An 18215-nucleotide genomic window follows, 5' to 3' on the forward strand; every position below is an offset into this window, starting at 1 on the left:
ACCGTTTTTGCCCCCATACGGCGATAGCCGCGACCCCGGCCGATTCTGGCGCGTCGATAAGACTGCACAGGTCTGATCGATGCCGAGTAATTTGGCCCTGACCGCGCATGATCCGTCGTCAGCGACGCGTCGAGGGCAAATCGAACGGGCTTTCTGAGGGATCGATCAAAAATGTGGGATCGAATAAATTTTCTGCGAAATCGTCGGCAACCGTGCAGGCGGCGAACGGTTGCGCATCCCGGTACCGAAGATGAATCCATCCGATCCCGCCGTCGATCATCCGCGCAGAGCGATTTCGACTCCGAGAAGCCGCGCTTCGCAGCGGCGATGTTGCCGTCCCGGTACCGGGGAGGTAATGCGAAGCATACTGGCGGCCAACGGTTTTGCCGGGACTGTGCGGGTTCGGATCGCACAGATGCGAACCGGTCGCCGGCCGCAGCGGCAGCCCATCGGGATCGTCGGACCTGATCGGATACGCACAGGTGCTGGACGGCGGGTTGCGCGGGGAAATAAATCCGGGAAAGAGGAGATATCGCGGCGCGGATTGCCTTAAGCTTTGAATGCTCGGTGGTTTGTGCTTGCCATTGAGCAAGGTGTGTTGACATCGACACTGGGAAGGGGACAGCGTGCTTCTGCCTCTTGGTCCACCCTTGCCGCCCGATTCGGTGGCAGCGAAACGGGGCGAGTCGGGCATGCTCGGCGGATTGTCAGTTCCGCTCAGCTGGGGTACGGCTGTTCCGCCGGACGACTACGACCACTGGTCGAAGGAGTCCGAAGCAGGTGTCGAAGAAGTCGTCGTAGTGCCTGGTGCGGTCGATCCGGAACCGATCGAACCTGGCAACGACGAGTGGGATGAGTGGGCAGAGTGGAAACAGTGGGAGGCGGAGAACGCCGAACCCCGTTTCGAGATGCCGCGCGGTAGCAGCGTGGTCCCGCATTCGCCGGCAGCCGGGTGAGAGAAAGGGTCAAGACTGTCGTTGTCTACGGGTGATTGACGGCTTCGGGACTTCCCGGAGGCAGTGATCACATCAATCAAAACTGGTTGAAATTCCAAGTAACACATCCACAAGCTAAGGAGAATTAAAGTGGCAACTCGCTTTATGACCGACCCGCACGCAATGCGTGCCATGGCGGGCCGTTTCGAGACCCACGCGCAGACCGTCGAGGACGAGGCCCGTCGTATGTGGGCGTCCTCGCAGAACATCTCGGGCGCGGGTTGGAGCGGTCTGGCTTCGGCCACCTCGCTGGACACCATGGGCCAGATGAACACCGCGTTCCGCAACATCGTGAACATGCTGCACGGGGTGCGCGATGGTCTGATCCGTGACGCCAACAACTACGAGCAGCAAGAGCAGGCGTCGCAGCAGATCCTGTCCAGCTAGTCCAGCCCATCAGCTTCTAATCCAGGAGGACAATAGACATGACCATTAATTACCAGTTCGGCGACGTCGACGCGCACGGCGCGCTGATTCGCGCCCAGGCCGCCAACCTGGAGGCCGAGCACCAGGCCATCGTTCGCGATGTGCTGGCTGCCGGTGACTTCTGGGGCGGCGCCGGTTCGGTGGCTTGCCAGGAGTTCATCGCCCAGCTGGGCCGCAACTTCCAGGTGATCTACGAGCAGGCCAACGCCCACGGCCAGAAGGTCCAGAGCGCCGGTCAGAACATGGCGCAGACCGACAGCGCCGTCGGGTCCAGCTGGGCCTGAGAGAAGTACCCGGTTCTGCGGCGGCGCACCGCTAGTCGGTGCGTCCGCCGCGAACCTCAACTACGCACGTCTACTTGCGGTATGCACCGTGAGTGGGCGTGCGTAGTTTTTGGGTTCTTTCAGAACCGGCCGCCGCCGCCCATGAAGCCGCCGCCGGATGTGCCTCCCGAGGACCTCGACCCTCCGAACGAGGTCGGGCTCCAGCCACCGAATCCGCCCCGCAGGCCGCCGCTGAGCAGGTCGCCGATGATGATGCCACCGAGGATGGCGCCGGTGTCGCTGTCCGTGCGCCGCATGTAGGCGCGCTGTGCCGACTGCACGTCGGCGTTGGCCAGCGACTGCGCCTGGGCCGCCAGTGTCGACGCCCCGTTGGCGTAGGCGATCGCGTCGGTGAGGCTGGAAGGCTTTCTTTCGTGTGCGGCTTCGAGCTGGCGCTTGGCTTCGGCAAGCCGAGTCCTGGCTTCCGGGCCGACGCTGCCACGTCGGGTGTCGATGTATTCCGACACCGCGCGCACTCGCGACTCCGCAGTGAACATGGCCTGCTCGAGCGAGCGCCTGAGCCGCTCGGCGTTGGCTTGTTCTTGAGCCACCGTGGCCACCATCCGGTCGAGTTCGGCGTCTGCCTTACTCAGTTGCGCGAACGCGCTCAACGGATCGGCGGTGCCCCGGGAACCGCCCGAGCTGTCCAGCGCGCGGGCCGCCGCATCGCGAGCGGCGATCAGTTCGCTGGTATGCGCCGAGGAGTTGCGCTGCGACTTCTGCAGTTGCTCGTTGGCCCGCTTGATGCCGGTCTGGATGTCGGCCACCACCGACGGCAGATTCTGGACGGCATGCCGGATGTCGTCGGCGGCGCTGTCCACCGCGTCGAGCAGCGAGCGCGCTTGTCCCAGCGCGGCTTCGGCGGCGCGCACCGAGTCCACCAGTCGCGTCTGCTGTCCGCTCACCGCGTGGCCGGCCAGTTCGCGGGCGATGGCGATGTTGCGGTCGGCGAACTCCAAGCGCTCCTTGGCGGTTCCGACGTTGGCCGAGACCGAAGCCAGCGCCGTGGCACCGAATTCCCGGTGCAACTCGACCAGATGTTGAGCCGCGGGCTCGACACGGGTGGTGAGTTCGACGTATCGCTGCGTCATGGCGTCGAGTCTGGACGCCGCGTTGATCACCAGGTCGCGGAGTTGCTCGAAGGCTTCGGTCTGAGATTCCAGCTCGCGGTCGGCATTGGCGGCCGAGACGATCACGCGCGTGAGCAGTTCACGGCGCTGCGCAGGGGTTTCCGGGATGCTGTCGTCGAGTTGATGACGCACCGTGAACGCCTGCGCCAGTGCGGCTTTGGCGTTGTTCAAGGCTTGCGTGAACGGCGCGGTCCGCTGTTCGCCGAATTCTTCGATGGCCAGCGCGAGTTCGTTGGCGCTGGTGCGCACCGCGTTGTCGACTTCCACCACCTTCGACCGGGACAGCTCGTCGAGGATGTCCAACGGCACCGTGGCCAGAGCGGTCGCATCGGTGGGGTCCACCCGTCGGGCCGCGGCCAAGGCGTCGGCCCGTCGCCGCCGGCCACGCCGGCGCATCACCCACAACAGGATCAGCACGGCCAGCGCAAGAGCCGCGAGGAAGGCGAGCAGCACCACCCAGCCCGTCGAGCTCGGCGTCACATTGAGTCCGTTGGCGGCGGCGACGGCGGCGCCGCTCCAGTCGCCTCTGGCCAGCGCGGGCTCGATCTGGTTGCGTCGCAAGTCGTCCACCTGCCGCGCGTTCACACCCGGCACGGCGTTGCCAACCAGGAAGGCGTAGGCGCGGTCGGTGGTGGCCACGGCCAGCAGCGCCTGGCTGCTCTGCAGATCGCTGGCCCGCCGGGTTTGCTCGGCCCAGCTCTGCGCGCTCTGCCCGGAGAACGTGTCGACGTAGACGACCCACAAGCGGATCTGCCGGTCCCCGTAGAGCTTGATCGTGGCCGAGGTCACCATGGCCCGACCCGACTCCGAGAGCGCGTTGGCTTTGTCGGTGATGTAGCCGGGCAGTCGGAACGGCGGCTGGGCGGCGGCGGGGGGTGCCTGTAGCAGTACCCCGCCGCCGACTGCCAGGATCGTCAGGATCACGCCGAGTAGGCGAGCGATGCGCATATCGCTAATTAAACGTCGGTGACGTTGTGCTTGGCGATTGCGGTCCTTGCCCGCCGAAATGTCACGCCTGTCCGCCCCCCGAAGCGCCCAGCGTGCGCTGCATGTCGGCTTTCATGGCCACCAGCTGCGCGTTCCAATATCCCCAACTGTGCACGCCGCTGCCGTCGATGTTGAACGTGGCGTTGTGGCCACCCGCAGCCGTGTAGGCGTTCTTGAAGTCGACGTTGCTCTGCAGCACAACCTGCTCGATCACGGTGCCCGGAATACTGCCCTGTCCCAACTCCGACGGCTTCCCATTGCCGCTGTAAACCCACAGGCGGGTGTTGTTACCGGCGAGCCGTCCGGCTTGCACGGTGGGATCGTGGCGTTGCCAACCCGCCCCGCCCGACGGCCCCCACATGTCCTCGGGATTGAAGCCGCCCTCGTCGTTCATCGCGAGCTTGATCAACGTCGGCCCGTTACCGCTGGACGGCGTGAGGTATGCCGACAACGCACTGGCATAAGCGAATTGCCCCGGGTGATAGGCCGCCAAGATCAACGCCGACGACCCGGACATCGAAACGCCGACGACGGCATTGCGGGTGCTACGGACGCCCTTGCCCGCCAGATAGGCCGGCAACTCACTGGTCAGGAATGTCTCCCATTTGTAGGTGGCACCGTTTGCCGACCCGTACCAGTCGGCGTAGAAACTGGACCGTCCGCCGACCGGCATGACCACCGAAATGCCCGAGCCCTTGTATTCGTCGAAGGCGTTGGTTTCGATATCCCAGCCGTTGCGGTCGTCGCGGGCGCGCAGGCCGTCGAGCAGATAGACCGCCGGCGCCCCGCCCTGCTGAAACTCCACCGTCACGTCGCGGCCCATCGCCGCCGACGGGACCTGCAGAAACTCCGGCGCCGCGGCCCGCGCCGCCGGCTCGGCCCCGACAACTCCCAGCAGCCCCGGTAGTGCCGCGGCCACCGCCGCCGCGCTCGACAGTCGACGCATCCAACGTCTGTTGCGCACGTTCATATCTCTGATCCCCTCTGAAACCTCCAGAACAGCAAGCGGGTGGACGCTGTCGTCCATCCCACGGCTGTTTCGCAATCTGGATCCGACCCAGTTCAGCACGTGGTACCCAGGCCGGTGGGGCCTCAATCGGCAGACGTCGTCTCCCTTCGCGGCGGGACGTCGATTGTCACCCAGGCGAATCGGCCCTGGCAGACTGTGGATCGGTGAGCACCGATCAGCCCGACCTCTATGACGACTTCGACCGCGAACGGCGGGTACTCGAAGCGCCGAAGAGTGCGGGTCTGCCGGGCACCGAGGGTCAGCACCGCACCGACTTCGCCCGCGACCGGGCTCGGGTGCTGCACAGCGCGGCGCTACGCCGGTTGGCCGACAAGACCCAGGTCGTGGGTCCGCGGGAAGGCGACACTCCGCGCACCCGTCTTACCCATTCGCTCGAGGTGGCGCAGATCGGTCGGGGGATGGCCATCGGGCTGGGCTGCGATCTCGATCTCGTCGAGCTGGCCGGCCTGGCACATGACATCGGCCACCCGCCCTACGGGCACAACGGAGAGCGGGCGCTCGACGAGGTGGCCGCCGACTACGGCGGTTTCGAGGGCAACGCCCAGAACTTCCGTATCCTGACCAGCCTGGAGCCCAAAGTGCTTGACGGGCAAGGGCGTAGCGCAGGATTGAACCTGACCCGCGCGGCGCTGGACGCGGTCACCAAGTATCCGTGGGGACGCGGTGACAACGAGCGCAAGTACGGCTTCTACGACGAAGACCGCGAAGCGGCGGCCTGGGCACGGGCGGGTGCGCCGGATCGTCGCACGTGCCTGGAGGCGCAGGTCATGGACTGGGCCGACGACGTCGCCTACTCGGTGCACGACGTCGAGGACGGCGTCGTCTCCGAACGTATCGATCTGCGTGTGCTCGCCGACGAGGACGAGGCGGCGGCGCTGGCCAAGCTGGGCGAGAATGAGTTCGCCCAGGTCGATGCCGACGACCTGATGCAGGCCGCGCGGCGGCTGTCCCGGCTGCCGGTGGTGGCCGCGGTCGGCAAGTACGACGCCACGTTGTCGGCGGCGGTGGCACTCAAGCGGTTGACCAGCGAATTGGTGGGCCGGTTCGCTACGGCCGCGATCGCCACCACCCGCGCGGCGGCAGGGTCCGGTCCGCTGCTGCGTTACCGAGCCGACCTGCATGTCCCGGATCTGGTCCGCGCCGAGGTCGCGGTGCTGAAAATCCTTGCGCTGCAATTCATCATGTCCGATCCGCGGCATTTGGAAACGCAGGCCCGGCAACGCGAACGTATCCACCGGGTGGCCCAGTGGTTGCAGGCCGGGGCGCCGCAGACCCTCGACCCGATGTTTGCCGCAGCCTTCAACGCCGCCTCCGGAGACGGTGCTCGCCTGCGGGTCGTCGTCGACCAGATGGCCTCCTACACCGAGGGACGACTGGAACGCATCGACGCCGGCCGATCCTGACGGCAACGGTGCCCGCGCCGTCGGGACGACGGCTTAGACTGAGCCCGTGTCGAGTCCGGCTGGCCCCAGGGATGCGGGCCGTTCCGGCGGTCGGTCCAGAATTTCGGACCGCGACATCGCCGCGATCCGGGAACGAGCCGTGATCGAGGACGTCGTCGGCGATTACGTCCAGCTCAAGCGGGCGGGCGCCGACTCGCTGAAGGGCCTGTGCCCGTTCCACAACGAGAAGTCGCCCTCGTTCCACGTGCGCCCGAACCACGGTCACTTCCATTGCTTCGGTTGCGGTGAAGGCGGCGACGTGTACGCCTTCATTCAGAAGATCGAGCACGTCAATTTCGTCGAAGCCGTCGAAATGTTGGCCGATCGGATCGGCCACACGATCACCTACACCGGCTCGGCCACCAGCGTGCAGCGCGACCGCGGCAGCCGCAGCAGGCTGATCGCGGCCAACGCAGCCGCCGCCGCGTTCTACGCCGAGCAACTGGAGTCCGCCGAGGCGGCTCCGGCCCGGCAGTATCTGACCGAGCGCAGTTTCGACGCCGAGGCCGCCCGCCGGTTCGGCTGCGGCTACGCGCCGTCAGGCTGGGACAAACTCACGAAACATCTGCAGCGCAAGGGGTTCGAGTTCAAGGAACTGGAAGCCGCCGGACTGTCCAAGCAGGGCCGTCGCGGCCCGATCGACCGGTTCCACCGGCGCCTGCTCTGGCCCATCCGCACGTCGGCCGGTGAGGTGATCGGGTTCGGTGCGCGGCGACTGTTCGACGACGACCCGATGGAAGCCAAATACGTCAACACCCCCGAAACGGTGTTGTACAAGAAGTCCTCGGTGATGTTCGGTATCGACCTCGCCAAGCGCGACATCGCCAAGGGGCATCAGGCCGTGGTGGTCGAGGGATACACCGACGTGATGGCCATGCACCTGGCCGGGGTCACCACCGCGGTCGCGTCGTGCGGCACCGCGTTCGGCGACGAGCATCTGGCCATGCTGCGCCGGCTGATGATGGACGACAGTTTCTTCCGGGGGGAACTGATCTACGTCTTCGACGGTGACGAGGCTGGCAAGGCCGCCGCGCTCAAGGCGTTCGCCGGCGAACAGAACCTGGCCGGGCAGTCCTTCGTAGCGGTCGCCCCCGACGGCATGGACCCCTGCGATCTGCGGCTGCGCTCCGGTGACGGCGCGCTGCGCGACCTGGTAGCGCGACGAACCCCGTTGTTCGAGTTCGCGATTCGCACCGCGCTCGGCGAGATGGACCTGGACAGTGCCGAGGGCCGGGTGGCCGGGCTGCGTCGCTGCGTGCCGATGGTGGGCCGGATCAAGGACCCCACGTTGCGCGACGAATACGCGCGCCAGCTCGCCGGCTGGGTCGGCTGGGACGATGTCGCGCAGGTGATCGACCGGGTCCGGGGCGAAGCCCGCAAATCCGGCGGCTCCGCCCGGTCCGCGGCGCCGGCCAAGCCGTCTCGACGCACGTCGCCCGCTCAGACCCCCGCTGAGGGCGGAGCCGCGCAACCCGCGGTAGCCCGTCCGGACCCGCGCGATCCGACGCTGTGGCCCCAGCGTGAGGCTCTCAAATCGGCGTTGCAGTATCCGGCGTTGGCCGGCCCGGTGTTCGACACGCTGACCGTGGAGAGCTTCACGCACCCGGCTTACGCCGCCGTGCGGGCCGCGATCGAGGCGGCGGGCGGCACCGCGATCGGTGTCAGCGGGGCCCAATGGCTGGACATGGTGCGCCAACAGACCAGCGCGGCGCAGATCGCCGGCCTGATCAGCGAACTGGGAGTCGAGACGATCCGGGCCGACGACGAGCAGCTGCCGCGCTACATCTCCGGGGTGCTGGCCCGGCTGCAGGAAGTGTGGATGGGGCGCCAGATCGCGGAGGTCAAGTCGAAGTTGCAGCGTATGTCGCCGATCGAACACGGCGACGAGTATCACGCCTTGTTCGGCGACCTGGTGGCGATGGAGGCCTACCGCCGCAGTCTGCTGGAACAGGCCAGCGGCGACGATCTCACGGCATGAGACGTCAGCGGGTGGCGTTCACCTGCGGTTCGACGTCCGGCTCGAGTTCCTCGACGCGGCCGACGACGGCAGTACCGTCGATCTCAGTCAGTGTGACGAATCCGGTGTCGGGAGAGATCCGATTCGCGATCTTGCGACGACCCCCTTCGATCATCGATCTGGCTATCGGACTCGAGGTCACGGCGCGATAGGTGCCGGCAATCTGCTCGTAGCGTCGACGTCCGGCTTTCGTGCCCAACACGTAGCCCAGTCCCAACACGGCGACATACCCGATCAAAGCGGTCCCTCCGAAGCGAAGTGCGATTGGTTCCATCCTGCCTCATCCGGTGGCGAAGCGCCGCGCCCGATGCGCCGACGCTCCCGGGGCCTCTAGTTGGGGGCGACCCTGCCAGTACGCTAGAGTCGTCCCGCGATCAGCACCAGGATTGGCTGGACTGATAGTCCCCTGTAGCTCAACTGGCAGAGCATTCGGCTGTTAACCGAAGGGTTGAAGGTTCGAGTCCTTCCGGGGGAGCCTGGTCAGAGCATATTTTGTGGGTGGGCGTGCAACCTACGTGCGAGATTGGTCCGTGGCGGTGAAGGTCGGCACCCACGCATCGCAGTCGTCGCAGCCCCGGTACCCGACCAGCGTCAACTCGCCTCGGGCGTAGGCGACGGCTTGGTAATTCGGGACGTGACGCAGCGCGCATTGCGCCTCGATGTCGGTTAACGGCGGCGGGCAGCATCGGGCGCAGTCGCAGCCGACGGGCTCGGCAGCCTGAGTCATGTTGTCGCGCAACTTCACCCGGCCCGCCCGCGCCAGCTCGCCGCCGCTTGGCGGTCTGACCGCGTGCGCGGTCATGGTCCTCACGCGCCGTCGCCGATCCGGCGTGTCATCCATTGCGGCGGCGGCGGGATCTTGCCCTCGCGCGCACGGCGGAGGGTGTCGATGGGGCTCACGATGTGCATCTGCACGCCGATGGAGTGGCTGAGCACGTCGTAGGCGACCACCGCCGCCGCCACCCGGTCGGGCTGATGCGCGCCGGACTGCCACGTCACCGCCTGGCGCTCGAAGTCGGGCAGGTATCCGGCGATACGGCACCGTCCGGTCTCAAGCCCGGCCAGCAGGCCCGTACTGCGCGCCACGGCGTCGCCTTTGCCGCGGTCGCTGCCCTTCGGTGGCCAGCCGGTGACTCTGATTGGGCGGCTCACCCGATACTTCGGCAGCGCCTCGGTGACCAGCCGGGTGTAGGTGGCCCGCGCGGCGAACGCCTCGACGCTGATCTCGCTGGCCCCGACGTCGATCGCCAGCTCGACCGCCCGACGAGCCCACTGGTCGCTGGTCATGTGGCCCGACACGTCGGCGATGAGCGCCACCACGCCGTCGGCCCCTAGCGAGGCGGCGATGATGCCGGTCTCGTCGCCTTCGCCGGAGTCGGCAGGGTCCACCGCCACGACGATCTTCATGGCACCGGACGGCGCTGCGGGCAGCCGCCAGTCATCGAACCACGCCGACTTGATCAGCCCACCCTCCGGCGCGGTGGGCGTCCCGAGGTACATCGCCGCCCAGGCGCGTGAGCCGACCTCGGCCTCGATCTGGCGGAACTGGGCGGCGGTGCGACCGATAGCCGACGTCATCGCCACTCCGCTGCGCTCGCGGCCCAGCGCGTCGGGCACGCCCGCCGTCGAGACCGCCGGGATGTTGACGCAGCGCCACCGGCTGCCGGGCTCGGCGAGCAACGACCCGGCGATGTCGTGCTCATGCCAGCGGGTCAGCACCACGATGGCGCTGCCGCCGGGCATCAGGCGGGTCATCAGCGAGGCGCGGAACTCTCCCACCAGTCGCCGCCGGTATGCGTCGCTGTCGGCCTCCTGGGCACCCTTCACAGGGTCGTCCAGGACCAGGGTGTTGGCTCCGAAACCCGTTGTGCTGGAGAGGATGCCACCGGCCAACATGCCGCCCCGGTAACCGTTGACGCGCCATCGGCCCGCCGCCTGCTTGTCCGGTGCCAGTTCGATGCCGAGTAGGGCACCGTTCTCGGCGATCAGCCGCCGCGCGGCGGCGCTGTGCTCCTCGGCGAGACTGTCGCCGTAGCTCTTGACGATGATTTCGCAGTCGGGATCGCGCGACAGCAGCCAGACCGGGAACACCTGACTGACCAGGACGCTTTTGCCGGTGCGCGGCGGTGTGGTCAGGATCAGCCGCGAGTCGGGCTCGGTCGCCGCGCGCACCAGCTCGTCGCTGATCAGCCGGATAGCTGGGGTCACGACGTAGCCGGGGATGAGCCGCCGAGCCAGCTCGGCAGGCGACTCGGGTCGCCGACGGGCGCGCGCCGCTTGGACCGCGCCGATAGCGGCGAGGGTGCGAGTCGGGTTGGCTTGGGTCACGGTCACGCGGCTTTCCGTCGTCTCGGGCCGAGACCGGCCTGCTTGGCGTTCCAGAGGTCGGTCCGCTGCCACTGGTGGCCGCAGCCATCGCAGCGGTATTCGCACAGCGCACCTTTAAGACCGCGGGGGGTGACCGAGGTCGGCTCGGTCAGCGTGGCCAACCGCGTGCGACTGTCGGCGTTGTGTCCCAGTGGATTACAGCGCGGGCAGTAGTCGGGCAGAAACTCGATGCTGCGGGGGATAGGGGTGTCGATGGCGGCCATGGCGGGCTCCCTCCGGTGGCGATGTCGGATCAGGCGGGGCGGGTTGCTTCTACCCGATCGGCGGCACGGCCCGCATTCGTGAGCGGATGGCGGCGAGCTGAACGCTGCCGGGTCCGCCGCCGTCGGTGATGCCCAGCGCCGCGCACACGTCACGCTGGAACACCTCGCCTTTGCGGTGCAGTGCTTGGGCGGTGCGGAGCACGGCGGGCCAGCAGCGTTCGAGCAGCGGCACCACGTCACGCCCGCTGTGGTGTCCGTCGGCGTAGGCGCTCGCGGTCAGCATCCGGTCGTCGCCGTGGCCGGTCGTCTCGAACACCGCGAACAGCTCGCGCTGCGTCGGGTATCGGCCCGCGCGCCAGCGTGCTTGTGACCACGGCCCGGCGTAGGCGATCTCGGCATCGCCGCCGCACGGCATGTCCTGCACGGTGGTCAGCCCTTCGAGGCCGATCAGGCGGGCACTGGCGACGACCGCCGAGCGGATGACGCCCCCGAGTGCCACCGCCGCGACGGCATGACCGGCTTCATGGACGCACAGTTCGAGGTGCTCGCGTTGCCGCGGGGTGATGTCGGCGAGGGTGAGCGGCATTGCGCGGCTTGTCCTTTCGTGATCAGGGGTCGACGCCGGGGCGGTGCTGCGGTACATAACACGGCCCAGCACCGTCCCGACGCCGATCTTCCGAGGTGACCGAGGTCGAGGTTTCGTGGCGGAATATCTTGCGCACCAGCCGGGCACGCTCGCGGCGGTCGCGTTCGGCAGCCCTGGCCGCGCTCGCGTCGAGGTGGCGGGTCAGGCACCCCGAGCAGGTGTAATGCCAGATCGAGCCTTTCCATTGCCAGCACGGCCCGCCGCAGGACTGGCAGCGCGGCCCGGCGTAGGTCTCGATCACGGTGGCAGCGGTGGTCACCAGGTGCGCACCCTCGTATGACCGTCGTTGACCTCGCCCGCCGCCTTGAGTGCTTCGGCGAATCCGCTGTCCTGCTCACCGGCGCTGGTCACGGTCGACGTGCTCACCGGCGACCCGTAGACGGGAGTGAAAGCGTCGATGTCGGGCTTTCCGTTGGCATCGATCGGTGTTGACCTCCTCTTACGGTGTGACGGTCGCTGCGCCGATGACGGCCTCATAGCCCACCGCCACGGTGCGCTCGGCGATGGCGGAGAAGGTGTTTCGCTTCTCGTCAATAGCGGTCCTGAGCTGGGTTTCATCGCGCCAGCCGAACGGCTGGCTGGTCGCTACCAGCGTGTCTTGCAGCCCGTCGGCGTAGCCACCGCCGAAGATCCAGCGGTGCCCGAGCGGGGACGTGAAACCGCCGCCGGAACGGGTCAGCAGTTGCGCCGCAGCGGCGTAGACGGCCCAATGCGGGCTGGCGTGGATGAATCCGAGCGTGTTCGTCTCGGCGAACGCAGCCTCCAAGCTGGCCACCGCCCATTGCAGGTCGGCGGCGCTGCTCGATGTCCCGGCATCAGTCAGCAGCCGATTCGACAGCTCATGCTCGACGGCGGTCTGTTCCTCAAGCCGGAAAATCTGCATGGCCCGCCGCTCGACTTCGGCGCGGCTCGGAGCGGTGAGGTCGCATTCGTCGTACGCCCACACGGTCATCGGCGCGAACGGGTCCAGCCCGTCGGGCCGCTCGCCCTCTTTGCGGTCGGGTCCGTCCAGCGGCGGCACCGCGCACCAGTCAGCGCCCCACACGCCGAAAGCCTGGTCACCGCCGTAGTTGCCCGCCGGGCGGATCTCGACACCGCTCAGGTGTCGTGACGGGCCGGTGACCTCTGCCCAGATGGTCGCGGCGTACAGCCCTTGCGGTGAAGGGTTGAGCGGCGGTGCCTCGAATTGCAGCGGCAGCATCGAGGTGTAGGTCTCAACGGGCGGCGCGGTCATGGTGTCACTCCCAGTGATTCGAGTTCGGCGCGTGCGCGGTCAGCCTGTGATGGGGTGCGGTGGTTAGGGCGGTTCGCACGGATCGCCTGATCGCGGTCGAGCTTGCGGCCCAGCGTCAGCGCGGCGGCGTCAACCTCGCCGAGCGCGGCGAGCAGGCGATCCCCGACGACGGTGGTCGCCGCCTCGGCCAGCAGCCGGGCCAAATCGTCGCTGTACGGCGCGGCGAGAGTGGTCAGGGTGGCTGCCCAGGTGCCGTCGGCCAGCATGTCGTCGGTGATCTCGGGTGCGGCGGGTCGCGGGGTCAAATCGACTAGCGCCGTGATGCTGCGACCTCGGTCATCGGTGCCGAGGTGCGAGGTGCGCCGCTCGGCGTCCGCGCGAGCCAGCAGCGCGACCACGGCGCTCACGGCATGGTGTGTGGAGTCGGCCAGCTCGGCGACCGCGCGCAGATATACAGCGGGATTGGGCGTGGCGGCGACGGGCTCGGCCAGCGGTTCGCAGATCGCGGCGAACTCCTTGGTCAGCGACCAATCGTCCGGCCACGCATAGATCGGCAACAGCCCGCGGCGGCGGTCGCGGATCTGCTCTTGGGTGGGTGTCGGACGCGGCTGCGGTTGCTGCCTAGCGAGGTAGGCCGGGGTGCGGTTGCGGGCGCGCAGCGTCATCGGGCCACCGCCTCACGCAGCCGCGACGCCAGGGCGTCGAGGTGGCTGGGTGCGATCTGGCCTGCCTCGGCGTCGATGGCGCGCCGGGCACGCCAATAGCTGAGCGCCTGCCGGGCGGCGATCACCTCGGGGTCATCGCTGCCGCGACCACGCGCCAGATACGCCGCCAACCGACCGGACCACTGAGCCGGGGTCAGCGCCGTCGGATCGGTCAGGATCGTGGTTGTCATGCCGATCAGCTTGACAGGTCAGGGTGCAGCGACGGTCAAGCTTGACAGTATCGCGTGTCGCAAATCTGTTGTCTTGCAATGTGTTCCCCTACTTCGGAGGGGAATATGAACACCAACTTAGTAGCAGAGCTGACTAGCTCAGCGCGGCGTTATCTCGTGGTGTAAAAACTCAACTCGACGCCGAATTTCGTCGCGCACCAAGCGCATCCGCTCGATACCGTCGATGCCGCGTTCGGATGGTTCGTCCGTCACCCATGTCTCGACGGTGACACCCTCGGGTGCATCGACGTGTGCCTCTCCGCCCAGCACTATGACCCGATCGACGCGGCGCAGCAGGTCGGGGTCGATGGGCTTGGGGTGTTCGTCGGACACGTCGACGCCGACCTCGGCGAGCGACTCGGCGGACAAGGCGTTCACCGCATTGCCCGGTCGCGTGCCCGCAGAATGCACCTCCACCGCGTCACCCGCGCAGTCGCGCATCAAGCCAGCGGCCATCTGCGACTTGCCGGCGTTTTTTACGCATACGAACAACACGCTGGGCTTGGCGGTCACGGCGCGGTCCTCTCGGAGGTGAATCGGCGGCGCAGCGCGAGCGAGACGTAGACCAGCGCCACCAGCACCGGCACCTCGATCAGCGGACCGACCACACCCGCGAGTGCCTGACCCGACGTCGCGCCGAACGTTGCGATTGCCACGGCGATGGCCAACTCGAAGTTGTTCCCGGCGGCGGTGAACGCCAGCGTGGTGGTGCGCTTATACCCGAGGCCGAGCGCAGCGCCGAGCGCGTAGCCACCGCCCCACATCACGGCGAAATACGCCAGCAGCGGCAACGCGATTCGCGCCACGTCGAGGGGGCGGGAGGTGATTTGAGCGCCTTGAAGCGCAAACAGGATGACGATGGTGGACAGCAGCCCGTAAAGCGCCCACGGCCCGATCCTGAGCAGGAACCGGCACTCGTACCAGTCGCGGCCCTTGGTGCGCTCGCCGACCCGACGGGACAGATAGCCCAACAGCAGCGGCACGCCCAGGAAGATGAGGACCGACTTGGCGATCTGCCATGGCGACACACTGATTGACGTCTGATCCACGCCGAGCCAGCCGGGGAGCACCGACAGGTAGAACCACCCGAGCACGGCGAACATAAACACTTGAAACACTGAGTTGAGCGCGACGAGCACGGCGGCGGCTTCCCGGTCTCCGCACGCGAGGTCATTCCAGATGATGACCATGGCGATGCACCGGGCCAGGCCGACGAGGATCAGCCCCGTCCGGTACTCGGGCAGGTCGGGCAACAGAAGCCACGCGAGGGCGAACATCAACGCCGGGCCGATGATCCAGTTGAGGACCAGTGACGCCGCCATGAGTTTGCGGTCGCCGGTCACGGTGTCGAGTCGGTCATAACGGACCTTGGCTAGCACCGGGTACATCATCACCAGCAGCCCGATGGCGATGGGCAGGCTGATGCCGTCCAACAGGACCGCGCTCAGTGCCCGGTCGAGACCGGGAACGGCGCGCCCCAGCAGCAGCCCGGCGACCATCGCGGCGCCGATCCACAGCGGAAGGAAACGGTCGAGGGTGGACAGCTTGCCGACGACGGCGGGGTGGTCGGCGGTGGCGGGCTCGGTCACCCGGCTGCCCTGGGTCCGCAGTCGCACGCCCTGGCATCGGCGGCATCGCCCGCGGCCTGGTTGGGGTCGGATACCCCGAAGCTGTCCGCGTCGGCCAGCTTCGTGTAAACCTCCCACTTCTCCTGATCAGGCGCGGTCACCCACACCTTGTCCTGGGTGGCGAAGCAGCAGGTGGTGTTCATCTCCTCCTCGGTGAACAGACCGGCCCCGGCCAGGCGCGCGATCTCCGAATGCACCATCTCGGTGGAATCCACCTCGACGCCGAGGTGGTTGATAGACCCGCCTATGCCGGGGTTCTCGATGAGCACCAGCTTCAACGGCGGCTCGGCGACGGCGAAGTTGGCGTATCCCGGCTTGATCTTGGCGGGTTCGGTGCCCAGCAGGGTGGTGTAGAACGCGATGGACGAGTCGAGATCGTCGACATTGAGCGCCAGCTGTATGCGGGACACGAGCACCCTCCAAGGTGTGAGACATAAGCCGAATTGGTGACGGCTCCGGTCTACTCCACCTTTTTGACTTATGTCAAGGGGGTCTTCATTATGGAAGCGTGCCCAAGACGCTGCCCACCATCGACATGTCTCAGCCGGTCTGCTGCGCGCCCGTTGCCGCCGAACCCGCCGACGACGCAGCGGCGCTGGACGTGGCGATGCGGCTCAAGGCGTTGGCCGACCCCGCGCGGGTCAAGCTGATGTCCCTGCTGTTCACCGCTGACGGGAGATGCACCACCGGATCGCTCGCAGCTGCCGTTGGGTTGTCGGAGTCGACGGTCAGCCACCACCTCGGTCAGCTTCGCACCGCTGGTTTCGTGGCCTCAGTGCGTCAGGGCATGAGCGTGCACCACACCGCCCGCCGGGACGCATTAATGGCGTTGTGCCAGGTGCTTGACCCGAGCTGCTGCCGCTAGTCGTTCAGAGATCAAACAGCTTGGGCTCAGGCTCAGGTGGGTCGTCGGCGTGACTGATCTTGAACCCGAAGTGCGGGTCACAGCTGAGCAGCTGGTCGTCCCTTGTGTACAGCCGCTGACAACCCCACCCGTCGGCGGTGGCGAGGACCGCCGCGTCGGAACCCTTGAGGTTGTGGCGTACGGCCAGTTCGGCGGCGCGTCGCGCCGTTCGCTCCGACATTTCGGCGACCACGAAGTTCGAGCTTCTGATCCAATCAGTCGCCGCCTTCACACGTTCGGTCCGGACTGGCGGGGGCAAATGCGTACCGCGAACATTCCCCGTTCCGGCAATTTCTGCAATCACGATGGCCGGAAGCACGACGGTATGCCGGTCGCCGTGCCCTTCAAGTACGAACTCCGCCCGAGCCGCCAAACGCGCGTCCTCGTCTAGTAGCAGGTCAAGGACGATGCAGGTGTCGACTGCCACCCGCTTCAACTGGTCAGCCACGCTGCGACCTCACCCAATCGACCGGATCGATACCATCGGTCCACCCCGGCCCGAGCAGTCCGCGCCCCGCGCTGGCCCTCGTTGGTTCGCCAGGCGTTACGTGCTCAATTCCCTCGACGGTGAGGTGGACGATCCTGTCCGTAGCATCCCGCGCGATTTCGCCCCACACCTCGACCTCGCTCTCAAGATGCTCGCGAATGCGCGGTGCGACTTCGGCTGAAAAGCGCAGCTCAACAGTGTCGCCGCTATTCACGTTTCGGAGACCAGCCGTGCGTCGGCTGCGCGGCGCATCGTTGGTGTAGCGGTAAAGCATTCCGCGCACAGCACCGAGGGAGCGGGATGACGGTTCTAGGGCGGCCTGGGCATTGTCCCGTAGGACGCTGTCGATTGCCGACACAGCGTCCCCTATGCGGAGACTGATGCTGTCGACGCCGCGCAGCCCGCTAACACCGCCAAGGTTGGCGACGGCTTGGAGGGAGTCGCGACGCCAGCCTGATGGCACCACCGGCGACTGTCGCAGCTCTTCGAGCCCGTCACGCAGCGAGTCGACCGACGCACCAGTGACCGCCATGGAGATGTGGGCGCTGCCGCCGTGCAGATCGGTCAGGACCAAGCGGGCCGAGCCGTCGCTTGCCAGGCTTTCGATGAGGTTCTCGACCTGTGTGATGGCATCAGCGACAGCACGCGGGTCTAGAGCCTCGCCTTCGAGGTCCACCGTGATGTCGCTGTTGCCAGCCATGCCGCTTCACCCTTCGTGACTGGTGTGATCAATGATGCACCAGATTGTGCGCCGAGGCACCGACTCAGCCTCTCTCGGCGAGTGTTCGGTAGAGCGTGGCACGGCTGACGCCCAGAGTCTCGGCGATGACTGGCACCGGCTCACCGCTGGCGCGCAAAGCCTCGGCCTGCCTGATCTGATCGGCGGTCAGTGCGCGGGGCCGACCGATAGGTAGGTCGCGGGCCTTGCGTGCTGCGCGCGAGGCTGACCGGCGCTCGCGGCCCAGCTCCAGCTCCAGCTCGGCGAGCGAGGCGAGCACTCCGGCGACCATGCGTCCGGTCGCGTTCGACGTGTCGATGCCCTCGCGCAGCGACCGCAGCACGATGTCGCGCTCGCCGAGGTCGCGGATGGTCAGCATGACCTCGGCGGCGTTGCGCCCGAGCCGGTCGATACCGGCGACCACGATGGTGTCGCCAGGCCGGGCGTAGTCGAGCAGACCGGCCAGGCCGGGGCGCTGCTCCTTGGTTGAGGTGCCGGTGAGCTTGTCGGAGTAGACGCGGGCGGGCTCGACCCCGGCGGCGGTGAGCGCGTCGGTCTGGGCGTCGAGGGACTGGTGATCGGTGGACACTCGGGCGTAGCCGAGCAGCTGGCCCGAGGTGGCCGGGGCGGTGGCGGTCGTCATGCGCTCACCCTATCTCAAAAAGGCGCGCGACGCTATTTCGATACGCGACAACTTTCGAGACTAACGAGCAGGGCCGATGC

General features: G+C 67.2%; 22 protein-coding genes, 1 tRNA gene and 1 pseudogene. 7 read left to right on the forward strand and 17 right to left on the reverse strand.

Going from position 1 to position 18215, the window contains the following annotated elements; all coding sequences use genetic code 11:
• Positions 1-118: 118 nt before the first annotated feature.
• A complete protein-coding gene (locus AC5Y47_RS16855; RefSeq protein ID WP_499945257.1) occupies positions 119-592 on the reverse strand; it encodes a hypothetical protein in 474 nt (157 codons plus the stop codon).
• A 34-nt stretch (positions 593-626) separates the two neighbouring features.
• Here AC5Y47_RS16855 and AC5Y47_RS16860 point away from each other — a divergent pair, with 34 nt between their 5' ends.
• The 3 genes from AC5Y47_RS16860 (at position 627) to AC5Y47_RS16870 (ending at position 1705) form a co-directional block, all read left to right on the forward strand.
• The gene (locus AC5Y47_RS16860) at positions 627-956 is read left to right on the forward strand and encodes a hypothetical protein (RefSeq protein ID WP_499945259.1); all 330 of its coding nucleotides are present in this window, start codon (positions 627-629) and stop codon (positions 954-956) included.
• Positions 957-1085: 129 nt separating this feature from the next.
• Complete coding sequence (locus AC5Y47_RS16865; RefSeq protein ID WP_499942468.1) at positions 1086-1382, forward strand: WXG100 family type VII secretion target; 297 nt, start codon at positions 1086-1088, stop codon at positions 1380-1382.
• Positions 1383-1420: 38 nt separating this feature from the next.
• Entirely contained in the window at positions 1421-1705 is a 285-nt protein-coding gene (locus AC5Y47_RS16870; RefSeq protein WP_499942466.1) for a WXG100 family type VII secretion target, read from the forward strand.
• A gap of 119 nt (positions 1706-1824) precedes the next feature.
• On the opposite strand, the gene AC5Y47_RS16875 is transcribed toward AC5Y47_RS16870, so the two are convergent.
• Positions 1825-3822 carry a TPM domain-containing protein gene (locus AC5Y47_RS16875; RefSeq protein WP_499945261.1) on the reverse strand — a complete coding sequence of 666 codons (1998 nt, stop codon included), beginning with the start codon at positions 3820-3822 and terminating at the stop codon, positions 1825-1827.
• Positions 3823-3883: 61 nt separating this feature from the next.
• The gene (locus tag AC5Y47_RS16880; protein ID WP_499945262.1) at positions 3884-4831 is read right to left on the reverse strand and encodes an esterase family protein; all 948 of its coding nucleotides are present in this window, start codon (positions 4829-4831) and stop codon (positions 3884-3886) included.
• Positions 4832-5034: 203 nt separating this feature from the next.
• Between AC5Y47_RS16880 and AC5Y47_RS16885 the strand changes: the two genes are divergently transcribed.
• Together AC5Y47_RS16885 and dnaG are read left to right on the forward strand one after the other, a co-directional pair.
• On the forward strand, positions 5035-6294 hold the full coding sequence (locus AC5Y47_RS16885) for a deoxyguanosinetriphosphate triphosphohydrolase (protein ID WP_499945263.1): 1260 nt from the start codon (positions 5035-5037) through the stop codon (positions 6292-6294).
• A gap of 46 nt (positions 6295-6340) precedes the next feature.
• A complete protein-coding gene (gene dnaG, locus AC5Y47_RS16890) occupies positions 6341-8311 on the forward strand; it encodes a DNA primase (protein ID WP_499945264.1) in 1971 nt (656 codons plus the stop codon).
• A gap of 4 nt (positions 8312-8315) precedes the next feature.
• Here the strand turns inward: dnaG and AC5Y47_RS16895 are convergent, their stop codons facing one another.
• A complete protein-coding gene (locus AC5Y47_RS16895) occupies positions 8316-8588 on the reverse strand; it encodes a hypothetical protein (RefSeq protein WP_499945285.1) in 273 nt (90 codons plus the stop codon).
• Positions 8589-8752: 164 nt separating this feature from the next.
• Between AC5Y47_RS16895 and AC5Y47_RS16900 the strand changes: the two genes are divergently transcribed.
• A tRNA-Asn gene (locus AC5Y47_RS16900) sits at positions 8753-8825 on the forward strand.
• Between the two features lie 36 nt (positions 8826-8861).
• Here the strand turns inward: AC5Y47_RS16900 and AC5Y47_RS16905 are convergent.
• From AC5Y47_RS16905 to AC5Y47_RS16950, 10 genes and pseudogenes are all read right to left on the reverse strand, one after another.
• The gene (locus AC5Y47_RS16905; protein ID WP_499945286.1) at positions 8862-9152 is read right to left on the reverse strand and encodes a hypothetical protein; all 291 of its coding nucleotides are present in this window, start codon (positions 9150-9152) and stop codon (positions 8862-8864) included.
• 5 nt (positions 9153-9157) lie between these two features.
• Entirely contained in the window at positions 9158-10684 is a 1527-nt protein-coding gene (locus AC5Y47_RS16910) for a terminase large subunit domain-containing protein (protein WP_499945265.1), read from the reverse strand.
• Entirely contained in the window at positions 10681-10941 is a 261-nt protein-coding gene (locus tag AC5Y47_RS16915; RefSeq protein WP_499945266.1) for a hypothetical protein, read from the reverse strand. Before AC5Y47_RS16915 ends, AC5Y47_RS16910 begins: the two co-directional genes overlap by 4 nt.
• Before the next feature lie 49 nt (positions 10942-10990).
• A complete protein-coding gene (locus tag AC5Y47_RS16920; protein ID WP_499945267.1) occupies positions 10991-11527 on the reverse strand; it encodes a hypothetical protein in 537 nt (178 codons plus the stop codon).
• A 22-nt stretch (positions 11528-11549) separates the two neighbouring features.
• A complete protein-coding gene (locus AC5Y47_RS16925) occupies positions 11550-11846 on the reverse strand; it encodes a hypothetical protein (protein WP_499945268.1) in 297 nt (98 codons plus the stop codon).
• Positions 11847-12026: 180 nt separating this feature from the next.
• Positions 12027-12821 carry a hypothetical protein gene (locus AC5Y47_RS16930; protein WP_499945269.1) on the reverse strand — a complete coding sequence of 265 codons (795 nt, stop codon included), beginning with the start codon at positions 12819-12821 and terminating at the stop codon, positions 12027-12029.
• Complete coding sequence (locus tag AC5Y47_RS16935) at positions 12818-13486, reverse strand: hypothetical protein (protein ID WP_499945270.1); 669 nt, start codon at positions 13484-13486, stop codon at positions 12818-12820. The genes AC5Y47_RS16930 and AC5Y47_RS16935 overlap by 4 nt, the downstream gene beginning before the upstream one ends.
• Positions 13483-13716, reverse strand: a complete 234-nt coding sequence (locus AC5Y47_RS16940; protein WP_499945271.1) for a hypothetical protein — start codon at positions 13714-13716, stop codon at positions 13483-13485. The genes AC5Y47_RS16935 and AC5Y47_RS16940 overlap by 4 nt, the downstream gene beginning before the upstream one ends.
• Before the next feature lie 138 nt (positions 13717-13854).
• A pseudogene (gene arsB, locus AC5Y47_RS16945) lies at positions 13855-15344 on the reverse strand (ACR3 family arsenite efflux transporter).
• The gene (locus AC5Y47_RS16950) at positions 15341-15793 is read right to left on the reverse strand and encodes an ArsI/CadI family heavy metal resistance metalloenzyme (protein WP_499945272.1); all 453 of its coding nucleotides are present in this window, start codon (positions 15791-15793) and stop codon (positions 15341-15343) included. The pseudogene arsB and the gene AC5Y47_RS16950 overlap by 4 nt, the downstream one beginning before the upstream one ends.
• A gap of 98 nt (positions 15794-15891) precedes the next feature.
• Here AC5Y47_RS16950 and AC5Y47_RS16955 point away from each other — a divergent pair, with 98 nt between their 5' ends.
• On the forward strand, positions 15892-16248 hold the full coding sequence (locus AC5Y47_RS16955; RefSeq protein WP_499945274.1) for an Rv2640c family ArsR-like transcriptional regulator: 357 nt from the start codon (positions 15892-15894) through the stop codon (positions 16246-16248).
• Between the two features lie 4 nt (positions 16249-16252).
• On the opposite strand, the gene AC5Y47_RS16960 is transcribed toward AC5Y47_RS16955, so the two are convergent.
• The 3 genes from AC5Y47_RS16960 to AC5Y47_RS16970 all read right to left on the reverse strand — a co-directional run bounded on the left by AC5Y47_RS16960 (position 16253) and on the right by AC5Y47_RS16970 (position 18135).
• Positions 16253-16735: a type II toxin-antitoxin system VapC family toxin gene (locus tag AC5Y47_RS16960; RefSeq protein WP_499945275.1), complete on the reverse strand. Its 483-nt coding sequence runs from the start codon at positions 16733-16735 to the stop codon at positions 16253-16255.
• Positions 16728-17474, reverse strand: a complete 747-nt coding sequence (locus tag AC5Y47_RS16965; protein WP_499945277.1) for a hypothetical protein — start codon at positions 17472-17474, stop codon at positions 16728-16730. The genes AC5Y47_RS16960 and AC5Y47_RS16965 overlap by 8 nt, the downstream gene beginning before the upstream one ends.
• A gap of 64 nt (positions 17475-17538) precedes the next feature.
• On the reverse strand, positions 17539-18135 hold the full coding sequence (locus AC5Y47_RS16970; RefSeq protein WP_499945279.1) for a recombinase family protein: 597 nt from the start codon (positions 18133-18135) through the stop codon (positions 17539-17541).
• Positions 18136-18215 lie beyond the last annotated feature (80 nt).

The sequence above is a fragment of the Mycobacterium sp. NGS22 genome, assembly GCF_059813095.1.